Source organism: bacterium, from assembly GCA_027622355.1.
Classification (GTDB): domain Bacteria; phylum UBA8248; class UBA8248; order UBA8248; family UBA8248; genus JAQBZT01.
The window spans coordinates 1-10,435 of the sequence record JAQBZT010000074.1; the positions used below are offsets into that span (position 1 = coordinate 1).

The following is a 10,435-nucleotide window of genomic DNA, read 5'->3' on the forward strand; positions in this document are numbered from 1 at the left end:
GCGCGGAGGAGATGGCCGAGGCCTGCCGCGCGGCGGCGGCCGAGGCGCGGCTCGCCTTCGGGGACGATCGCATCTATCTCGAAAAGCGGCTCGACGCGCCGCGCCACATCGAGGCGCAGCTGCTCGGCGACGGGAAGGGGGGCGTCCTCCATCTCGGGGAGCGGGAGTGCTCCCTCCAGCGGCGCCACCAGAAGGTGATCGAGGAGAGCCCGGCGACGGGTCTTGCGCCAGAGGTGCGGGCCCGGCTTCTCGAGGCTGCCTGCGCCCTTTTCTCGAAGCTCGAATACCGCGGGGCGGGGACGGCGGAATTTCTGCTCGATGGCGCGGGGAATTTCTATTTCCTCGAGATCAACGCGCGCCTCCAAGTGGAGCACCCGGTGACCGAGATGGTGACGGGCCTCGATCTGGTGCAGCTTCAGCTTCGGATCGCGGCCGGGGAGAGGCTGCCGCTCGCGCAGGCGGATGTCCGCCTCCGGGGCCACGCCGCCGAGGCACGCCTCTACGCGGAGGACCCGGCGCGGGATTTTCTGCCGCAGAGCGGCCGGGTGCGCAGCTGGCTTCCTCCCGCGGGCGCGGGGGTCCGCGTGGACGCGGGAATTGCGGCGGGCTGCGATGTCCCGCCGGAGTACGATCCGCTCCTGGCGAAGATCATCTGCCACGGAGCGGACCGCACCGAGGCGCTCGGGCGGCTCTCCGGCGCCCTCGCCGACCTGAAGGCGACCGGCGTCCGCACGAACCAGGATTTTCTCTCCGCGGTCCTCGCCCATCCGGCCTTCCGCGCGGGAGGAATCGCGACGGATTTCATCGCGCGCCACCCCGAGGTGCTGGCCCCTCCCTTTCCGGCGGCGCTTCTCCCCCATGCGAAGCTGGCGGCGGCCCTCGCGCTCCATCTTGAAACCGCGGTCCGGCCCCGCCCCGATCGGGATGAGGCGGAGATGGATGATGGGCCCGACCCCTGGGATGCGCCGGGGCGCTGGCTGCCGGGAGGGATGGCATGAGTTCGCTCCGCTTTGCGGACTGGGCGGCGCGCGTGACGCCCCGGGGGGATGGGGACTTCTCGGTCTCCCTCGATGGCGAAGCGCATGAGGTGCGCCTGATCGGCCGGGAGGGCGATCTGCTCTTGTTCGAGGTTGATGGCCAAAAGTATACGGCGGCGGTCGAAATTCGCCGCGATCAGGTCGAGGTCTGGCTCGAGGGGCGGCGGGCGGTTTTCTCCCGCGGGCGCCGGAGAGCCGCGGCGCAAACCGCGGGCCCCCTGCGGGCGGAGATGGCCGGCCGGGTGCTCGAAGTGCGGGTCAAGGCGGGGGACAAGGTGGCGGCGGGCGATGTCCTTCTGGTGGCGGAGACGATGAAGATGGAGCATCCCCTCCGGGCGGAGGCCGCGGCGGAGGTGGTGCGGGTCTTCGTCGCGGCGGGCGATCGCATCCGGCCGGGGGAGCCGCTGATCGAGCTCAAGCCACCGGCACAGGGTGGGTGAAGCCCGGTCTTTTGCGGTGCCTCCGCATCCTTCAGGCGAGCGTGACGCGGACCTCCCACTCGCCATGGCCTTTTTTGACCTCGATGGCGTGGCCCGCGCCCTCGGCCCAGTTCCCGATGTTCTCCACCGCCAGCGGATAGTCCACCCAGATGAGGAGGGTGTCTCCCGCGGCGGCGCGGCGGGCTTCCTCCTGCACCTGCATCAGCGGGTCGGGACAGATCTGCCCCCGCAGGTTGATCTCGATGGTTGATGCCATGAAGCGGGCTCCTTTCTGTGCAAGGCGGAGGCTCAGTTTTTTTCTTTTCCCGGCCGGGCGGGCGGGCCTGGGCATGACGATGTGTCCGTTTTTGCGGAAAAAGCTGCAAGGAAGCGGGCTTTGGCATCCCCCGGCAGGCCCTTATAATATACCAGAGAGACTGTTTTTCCAGGGGAGAAGGTTCCGTGCCGTTTTTTGGAAAAAACATGAAATCGCGGCTCCGCCAGCCATTCGCCATGGTGGTGGTGGTCGGCCTGGTCTTTGTTGCGCTCCTGACGTTTGCGGGCGGCTGGTTTTCGACGCAGGTGGCGTGGAACACCACGGTCCGGGCCGAGGCGTACCGGCAGGCGCTGCGCATCCGGCGCGCGATCTTCCGCCAGCTGAATATCGCAGCCGCTTTTATCGAGCCTTCCTCCCCGGCGGCGGCGGCCGCATTTGAAATACTGAAATCGAAAGAGTTCTTCCGGGATGAAGAGGGGCTTGTGGCGATACACATCTGGGACCGGGAGGGGAAGCTGGCCTGGTCCTCCCGTGAACAGATGATGGGAAAGGGCCTCGTCAACAATATCCCTCCCTCCGCGCGCGGGGGAGAGTTTGTGCATTCGTTTCGCGTGTTGGACCACGAAAGCCTTGGGCCGGGGAGCGAATCCGCGGTTTTGCTCGAGGTCATCGTGCCGCTCTGGTGGGGGACGCGGGAGCCGGGAACCCTCCCGGATCTTTATGCCGAGATTTACGTTACCCCCGATTTTTTGGTCGGGGATTTTCGCGAAAGCAGCTCCCGGATATGGGTGGTCAGCATCGCGCTCGGGGCGGCGGGCTATCTGTTTTTGATCGGAGTGGTGTGGATGATGATCCGCCAGCGCAGCCGCTCTTTCGAGCAGGAAGGGTATTTGTCGGTTTCCCGGAGGATCGCGGCGGCCACCGCATCCATCCTGGAGCCGGAGGAGTTGTTCGAAAAAATTGTCCGGGAGATTCGCCAGGCCATCCCCTGCGATCGCTGCCTGCTGGCCAGCTTTGATCCCGTGGGCCGCAAGTTCAGCGCCTGGCGGGTCGAATCGGATTTGCCGCTCGGGGTATACGGCGAGCGGCTCCGGCCCGAGCAGGGAGAACTCCTGGACGAGATTTATTTGAAAAGGGCGCCCTACCGCGTTTTTTCCGACCTTCGCAACTCCGGCCATATCCGCGCCCGTGAGTTGTGGGAGGCCGGCCTACGGAGCCTGTTGATAGTTCCGGTGCTGCGCGATGAGACGCCCATTGCCCATATCGCCATCTCCAGGACCCGGCTGGATGCCTTCGGCATGGAGGAGGTGAATCTGCTCCTCGCCATCGCGGGCCAGATTGCCCCCGCGCTGCGGAACGCCGCGCTCTACCACACGGCGGAGACCCGCGCCCGGCGGATGGAGACGCTGAACGAGCTCACACAGATGGTCACGGAAAATATGGAGTTTTCCGTAATTCTGGATCGCGTCGCCCAGGCCGCGGCGAAGCTTCTGGATGCCGATCACGCCCGGGTGTTCGTGCTGGACGAGCGGCACGAGTCCCTCGTCCTGAAGGCCGCCTACGGGGGATTTCCGCCGCCGCTGACGCCGGAGATGCGGCTATCCTTCGGCCAGAGCGTCACGGGCTGGACCCTCCGGGAGATGCGCCCGCAAATCATCGCCGACGCGCAGACCGACCCGCGCTGGGAGGATGTTTCCTGGGAATGGGTTCCCAGGGAGGAGTTTCGCGCTCTCCTGGTTCAGCCGGTTTCCTATCCGGGCGGCGTTATCGGCTCAATCAATGTCATGTCCGAGAGGCCGGATTTTTTCGCCCCGGAGGATCTGACGCTTCTGGGAATTTTTGCGGGCCATGCCGCGATCGCCATTCACAACGCCCGCCTCCATGAAGAGGCGAAAGATCAGATCGCCGAGCTGGAGAGCCTTCAGAAATCGGCGCAGGCCCTGACCACCGATTTGCACCTTTCCGATCTGCTGAAGCGGATTGACGAGGAGAGCACGAAGCTCCTCGGGGCGGATCGGATGCTTTTCATCACGTGCGATTCCGGCTCGGGAGATGTGCAGTTCATTTATTCGAGAGAGATATCCGAGCGCCACCAGGCCCGGATGCTCGAGCGTTTCGATCAGACGCTCACCTTCCAGGTGCTGCGGACGAACCAGCCGATTTACATCTCCGATACCCAGATCGATCCGCGCTATCCGTTTTCGTCCGAGATTCCGAAAATCGAGGGCTTCCGGTCGCTGTTGATCTCTCCGCTGATGGACAAGGGCAAGCCTTTCGGGGCGCTGAATTTTTTCTGGAAAGACGTGCGTCCCTTCTCGCAGGGCGACATCGCCTTGGCCCAGGTTTTTGCGGATCAGGCGGCCGTCGCCATCCAGAATGCCAGACTCCATGACGAAATCAGACGGAACCGGGACTTCCTGCACAGCGTGGTCGGCGATACGGCGGACCCGGTGATGATTGCGGACATGGAATATAACGTCATTTTCTGGAACACGGGCGCCGAGCGGCTTTACGGATACACCGCGGAAGAAGCAGTGGGCCGCAGAGTCAGCTTCCTGTTTTCGGAGCGGGAGCGGGACAAGGTCATCGAACTGGGAAGGCACGTCCGCTAGGCCGGAGAGACGATGACTTTTGATGCCCACATGCTGACGAAAGAAGGAAAGGAAATCCCCGTCTCGGCGACGCTCTCTCCCGTCAAGCAGGAAGACGGCAAGGTGATCGCCGTCTCCGCCATCCACAAGAATCTGACCGAGCGCATCGAAGCCGAGCGCGCGCTCCGGGAGAGCGAGGAGCGCTTCCGGAAGTTTATCGAGTTCGCGGCCGACGCCCTGTTCGTTCACAAGGGAGACGGAAATTTCGTGGACGTCAACCAGAAGGCCTGCGAGGCGCTCGGCTACACCCGGGAGGAGCTTCTGGCTCTCTCCGTGTTCGACGTCGAGATGAAAGCGGCTCGGAAAGAGAGAGCGATCAGATGGGAAAATATCCCTTCCGGCGAGACCGTGACGCTGGAGGGCGTTCACCGCCGCAAGGATGGCTCCACGTTTCCGGTCGAGGTCCATCTCGTAACATTGGAGCTGGGAGACGAGAAGCTCTTCCTTTCCCTGGTCCGCGATGTCAGCGAGAGAAAACGCAGCGAGGAGGCGCTGCGCCTCGCCAAGGAGGAAGCCGAGGCCGCCAACCAGGCCAAGAGCGATTTCCTCTCCAACGTGAGCCATGAGTTGCGGACCCCGCTGACCTCGGTGGTCGGATTCAGCGAAATCCTCATGATGAACCCGAAGAACGAGAAGGCGGAGCGCCTGATCTCCATGATCCACCAGTCGGGCAAGCATCTCTCAAGGCTGATCGAGGATCTTCTCGACTTCGACCGCATCGAGGCGGGCAAGGTGCGTCTTACGCTCGATGAGGTGCCGATCAACGAATTGATCATCGGGGCGATCGAGTCGCGGCGCCCGACGCTGCCGGAGGGCTTGTATCTGGAGAGCGATCTCGACCCCGAATGCGGCGATGTGTTTTGCGATCCCACACGGGTCAGCCAGGTGATCGGCAATCTCGTTGACAATGCCGTGAAATTCTCGCCCGAGGGCGGCTCGATTCGGATTCAGGCCCGGCGGCAGGCGGGCGAGATACTGGTCAGCGTCGCGGACGAGGGGATCGGCATCGCGCCCGATGAGACCGAGAAGGTCTTCGAGCGGTTCCGGCAGCTCCAGAAGGGCCACCGCAGGAGCGGCGAGGGCCTCGGCCTCGGGCTCAGCATCGTGCGGGCGCTTTTGCGGATGCACGGCGGGCGGATCTGGGTGAAGAGCGAGCTGGGGCGCGGGAGCACGTTTACCTTCAGCCTTCCGAAGCGGGCGAATCTCGAAGGGGCGGGGGCGCCCTTCGCCGTTCCGCGGCGGGCGGACGAACTCTCGCCGCGCCTGTTCGAGCCCTGGGCGGACATCTCCGTGCTGGTGGTGGATGACATCGAAATCACCCACGAGTATATGCGGGCGCTTCTCAGGAGCGCCTCGAAGGTTCATTCGGCCTATAACGGCAATGAGGCGCTGGCGCAGGCCCGCGAGATGCGCCCCGACCTCATCCTGATGGATTTGCGGATGCCGGTCATGGACGGATTCGAGACGACGGAAAAGCTGAAGGCCGATCCCTTGACGGCGGAGATTCCCATCATCGCCGTGACGGCGCAGGCCGTTGAGGAAGACCGCGTCCGCGCCTTCAAGGCGGGAGCCGAGGGCTTCGTCAACAAGCCGGTGAACATATCCCAGTTCCGCCAGGCGATTGAGGCCGTTTTCGCGTCGCGGCGGGAAAAGGCGCGTGAAGAAGAGCGGAAAAATTCCTGACCCTCGCCCGGGGGCGGGCGGCTAGCCCATGGTGTGCACTTTATCGGGCCGTATCCTGTAGATGACCCGCACGTCGCCCGCCTTGCGGTGTGGATAGGTGTCGAGCCCGAGATACTTCTTCGCCAGCCGGTCAATGTGCGCCTCGGCGCCTTCTTCGGTGATTTCCACCACGGTTCCCCGGATTCCCACATAGCGGAACGGATTGTCGGGATCGACCAGCGCGAGGGCCACCTTGTTCTGCCGCCGCATGTTGCGGTCCTTCAGGCGGCCCTTGGCCGAGTTGAGCAGAATCAGCTCGCCTTCGGTGCTGAACCAGATCGGTGAGACCTGCGGGGAGCCGTCTTTCATGACGGTGGCCAGATGGATCAGCGCCTTGCTCTTGAGCAGGGCGGCGTGGCTCTCGGGGATCTTCGCTGCATTCTCGTTCATCTTTTCTCCTTTTGAGGCGGGCGGCTCAGGCGCCCATCACCTCGGTCTGTGGCGGCGGATAAGACTCGGTGACGACCGGCGACTTACGGGTCTGCAGTTTTCCCGGCCGCTCGCCCGCCGCGATCACGATGTTGCAGAGCCAGTTCTCATCGTCCTGCTCGGGGAAGTCCTTGCGGAAGTGGCCGCCCCGGCTTTCCTCGCGCATGAGCGCCGCCGCCCCGAGCATGGCCGCCACATCGATCAGGTTTTCGGTTTCAATCACATTCATGGCCAGTTGGCAGCGCTTGCGCGTCTCGTCCGTTTCGATTGGGACGGCCCGTGCGATATCGCGGAGTTCCTCGAGGCGGGCGAGCCCCTGCGCGATCCGATCGCCGGTGCGGACCTGTCCCAGATTGTTGAAGACGTTGTCCTGCAGCGCGAGGCGGAACTCGGCGGGTGCTATGCCGCCCCGGGCGGAGAAGCGCCGATCGAGGCCCGCAAGAGCGTCCGCCAAGGCTTTCTTCGGCGCCGCCCCCGAAGGCGGCCCCGGGCTCTCCTGGGCCGCCGCACGCCCGGCGCGGGTGCCGAACACGAAGCTGTCGGCCAGCGCGGCGCCTGCCAGGCGGTTGGAGCCGTGAATGCCGCCGGCGGCCTCACCGCCGGCGTAGAGGCCCTCAAGGGTGGTGTGTCCGTTCTCGTCGATTTTCAAGCCGCCCAGAAAAGTGTGTGGGCCGCTGCAGACCTCGATGGGCTCCTTCTGGATGTCCACGCCCGCGTTCTTGAAGGCCTGGACGATGGGCTCGACCTCCGGGCCCACCGCGTCAATGACCTCGCGGGCGTCGAGATAGACCGTCCCGTGATCGGTGCCTCTTCCTTCGAATATCTCGAAGCCCACCCCCCGGTTGATGAGCGAACGGCCGGATTTTTCGTAGGCGGCCTCCGGCGCGTCGGGGTTCCACTGCTTCATGAAGCGCTCGCCGTTTCGGTTCAGCAGGCGCGAGCCCGCCCGGATGAAGCCGGTGCTGTAGGGGGGATAGCCGGCCAGCTTCTCGGGCCATCCGGTCATCAGCTGGTAGTCGATCATCTCCATGTCGATCAGCTCGGCCCCGGCGCGCCGCGCCATCGCGTAGCCATCGCCCGTGACCTGGGGAGGCGAGTCATTCACCTTGTGGAGCTGCGGCGCCCCGCCCGAGCAGAGGATGGTGCTGCCCGCCCGGACGGCGAAGGGGCGCCCCTCCTTGTGCCGGAGGCCCCAGGCCCCGATCACCCGGCCGCCATCGTCCTGAAGGAAATCCACCAGAAAGGAGTTGTTGTGGATTTCGACGCCGACATCCTTCACCTTTTGGGAGAGCGTCGCCATGAGGGGCTTTCCGATCATGCGGACGCAGTGAACGAAGCGGGCGTAGGTGTCCCCTGCGTTGTGCTTTTGCGAGTATTTGTCCTCTCCCACCTTGACGAGGCCGAGCCCCCATGAATCGATGGTGTAGGTGCGCTCGAGCGCTTCTTCGACCATGATGCGGGCGAGCCGCTGGTTGTTGATGCCGTAGCCGCCGGCGATGGCGTCCTTCCAGTGTTCGAAGGGGTTGTCCCTGGGATCGGCGTGGCCCAGCGCGGCGGCGTAGCCTCCCCGGGCCATGGAGGAGCTGCCCGCCGGGAACGTCCCCTTTGTGAAGAGGCAGACCTGGCGTCCCTGCGCCCGGGCCTCGATGGCGGCGAGCATGCCCGCCACCCCGCCGCCGATGACCATCACCTCACAGGAAAGCTCGTCGTAGCTGCCGCGCGAAGCCATTTTCGCTCCCATGCGTTCAGGAAAACAGCGAGGTATGCGGGGATGACCCTTCAGTATTTACCACCCCTGTTGAATTGGGTGCAATGCCGCGGAAGGATCCTGTGATCCGCAAACAAAAGGAGAGGCCCGCGAAGGCGCCTCTCCCGGAAGAGCGCTGGAGGCGCCACCCGGATTTGAACCGGGGATGGAGGATTTGCAGTCCTCTGCCTTACCGCTTGGCTATGGCGCCGGGTGAAAAGACCGGAAAGCGGAGCCACCACTCTCCGGGGATGCCTTTTATATCGTATCGTCCCCCTTTCGTCTAGAAACAGGGGAGGAGAAAAAGCCCTGCCTTTCGAAGAAAATTTGATATAAGTATGCATAATAATCATCCAGAAAAACAGGAAACTCTCGTTTCGGGGATTGTCCGGAGGGCATGAAATGCGGCGGGTGATTTTCGCAGCGGTCTTTTTTTGTGTGCTCTGCGTTGCGGCCGGGCTTCCGTCTCCGGCGCGAGGGACTTTTCACAAGCGCGATGTGCGCTTCGGCGAGGAGGTCCGCGGCGGTGTCCGCCTCAACTGGCGGCTTCTTGAAGTTCCCACCCGGCCTGGCGTGACCCAACAGGCGGTCATTGTGCAGCGCGAGGGTCCGGCCAAAGGGACTCTCCTTCTTTTTCCGGGCGGGAATGGCGTCGGCTACCGGCTCAAGAAGAAGAAAACAACACTCCGCCTTGGAGGCAACTTTCTCGTCCGCACGGCGCACCGCATCGCGACGGCGGGCTATACGGCGGTGATTGTGAACGTGCCCTCCGATCAGAAAAGCGGCATGGAAGATGAGTTCCGGGGAAGCCCTGCGCACCGGAAGGACATCGAAGGGCTCGTGAAATTTCTGACGGGGGAGGGACACAAAAACATCTATCTTGTCGGAACCAGCCGGGGAACGCTCTCGACGGGCTATCTTTCCACCGTGATGACCGATTTGCCCATTAAAGGTTTTGTCCACACCGCCTCGATGAACGATGTGATGCATTTTCCGCTGGAGAAAGTCCGCCGCCCCGTACTTTTCGTTCACCACGACGCCGATGGATGCCAGGTCACCGAGTACGGCGCGGCCCAGGCGAATTTCAAAAGGCTGCCGAATCACCCGCGGAATTTCTTCCTGACGGTCACCGGCGGCGACACCCCGATGTCGCCCCAATGCATGGGTTTCTCCGCCCACGGCTTTTTCGGGGTGGAAAAGGAGGCGGTGAGCGGCATTCTCAAATGGATCGCCGGGGAGACACTCCCCAAATCCATGGGCCGCTAGCGGGCGCTTTCCCCGATCGTGCCTTCGCGTCTTCCCCCGTTTCGTTTACACTTCGCCTTGGGCTCCTTCCGCGGCGGGGGCCTTTCGTGTGTTCCCATCGAGGAGGCGAGATGGCCAAGGCACAGGCGCTGAATCATTCGATCGAGAACGCTCCCTTTCTCCGGGCCTGCCGCGGAGAGGCAGCCGGCTACACCCCGATCTGGATCATGCGGCAGGCCGGCCGCTACATGAGGGAATACCGCGAGCTCCGCGCCCGCGTGTCCTTCATCGAGCTCTGCGAGCGGCCCGATCTGGCCACCGAGGCCACCGTCACGGCGGCCGAGGTGCTCGGGGTGGACGCCGCCATTATCTTCTCCGACATCCTGCTCATCCTCCGCCCCATGGGGATGGAGCTCGAGTACGCCAAGGGGGAGGGCCCGGTACTCCACAATCCGGTGCGGGAGGCGAAGGACCTCGATCGGCTCGAGGTGGCGGCGCCCGATTCTCTCTCATTTGTCTATGAAGCGATTCGCCAGACGCGCGCCGCGCTTCCGGCGGGGCTCCCCCTGATCGGCTTCAGCGGGGCGCCCTTCACCCTGGCCGCCTATATGATCGAGGGGGGCGGCTCGCGGAACTTCACCGAGACCAAACGGTTCATGTACGCCGACCCCGGCGCCTGGAACGCCCTGATGGAGAAGCTCGTCCGCGGGCTCATCCCCTACCTGAACGCGCAGATCGAGGCCGGTGCCCAGGCGGTGCAGCTTTTCGACAGCTGGGTGGGCTGCCTCGGGCCGGAGGACTACAAGACGTTCGTCCAGCCGCACAGCCGCGCCCTGATCGAGGGGATCCGGCCCGGCACCCCGGTGATTCACTTCGGGACCGGGACGGGGTCTTTCCTCCCCGAGCTG

8 protein-coding genes, 1 tRNA gene and 1 pseudogene are annotated in these 10,435 nt (G+C 64.2%); 6 read left to right on the forward strand and 4 right to left on the reverse strand.

Annotation, left to right across the window (positions count from 1 at the left end; all coding sequences use genetic code 11):
* Positions 1-998 (forward strand): hypothetical protein (locus O2807_06105; protein ID MDA1000076.1); only part of this gene is annotated, 998 nt, incomplete at its 5' end.
* Positions 995-1,477, forward strand: a complete 483-nt coding sequence (locus O2807_06110; protein MDA1000077.1) for a biotin/lipoyl-binding protein — start codon at positions 995-997, stop codon at positions 1,475-1,477. The genes O2807_06105 and O2807_06110, both read left to right, overlap by 4 nt.
* Positions 1,478-1,508: 31 nt before the next feature.
* Here the strand turns inward: O2807_06110 and O2807_06115 are convergent, their stop codons facing one another.
* On the reverse strand, positions 1,509-1,733 hold the full coding sequence (locus O2807_06115) for a sulfurtransferase TusA family protein (protein MDA1000078.1): 225 nt from the start codon (positions 1,731-1,733) through the stop codon (positions 1,509-1,511).
* 848 nt (positions 1,734-2,581) lie between these two features.
* On the opposite strand from O2807_06115, the pseudogene O2807_06120 reads away from it, so the two are divergent.
* Together O2807_06120 and O2807_06125 are read left to right on the forward strand one after the other, a co-directional pair.
* Positions 2,582-5,566 (forward strand): annotated as a pseudogene (locus tag O2807_06120) (GAF domain-containing protein).
* Positions 5,567-5,683: 117 nt separating this feature from the next.
* The gene (locus tag O2807_06125) at positions 5,684-6,067 is read left to right on the forward strand and encodes a response regulator (GenBank protein ID MDA1000079.1); all 384 of its coding nucleotides are present in this window, start codon (positions 5,684-5,686) and stop codon (positions 6,065-6,067) included.
* A 21-nt stretch (positions 6,068-6,088) separates the two neighbouring features.
* On the opposite strand, the gene O2807_06130 is transcribed toward O2807_06125, so the two are convergent.
* The 3 genes from O2807_06130 to O2807_06140 form a co-directional block, all read right to left on the reverse strand.
* A complete protein-coding gene (locus O2807_06130) occupies positions 6,089-6,496 on the reverse strand; it encodes a PPOX class F420-dependent oxidoreductase (GenBank protein MDA1000080.1) in 408 nt (135 codons plus the stop codon).
* Positions 6,497-6,521: 25 nt separating this feature from the next.
* Positions 6,522-8,264 carry an FAD-dependent oxidoreductase gene (locus O2807_06135; GenBank protein MDA1000081.1) on the reverse strand — a complete coding sequence of 581 codons (1,743 nt, stop codon included), beginning with the start codon at positions 8,262-8,264 and terminating at the stop codon, positions 6,522-6,524.
* A gap of 155 nt (positions 8,265-8,419) precedes the next feature.
* Positions 8,420-8,493, reverse strand: a tRNA-Cys gene (locus O2807_06140).
* Positions 8,494-8,684: 191 nt separating this feature from the next.
* On the opposite strand from O2807_06140, the gene O2807_06145 reads away from it, so the two are divergent.
* Complete coding sequence (locus tag O2807_06145; protein ID MDA1000082.1) at positions 8,685-9,548, forward strand: hypothetical protein; 864 nt, start codon at positions 8,685-8,687, stop codon at positions 9,546-9,548.
* A 110-nt stretch (positions 9,549-9,658) separates the two neighbouring features.
* Positions 9,659-10,435, forward strand: a 777-nt coding sequence (hemE, locus tag O2807_06150; protein MDA1000083.1) for a uroporphyrinogen decarboxylase, incomplete at its 3' end; no start/stop codon positions are given.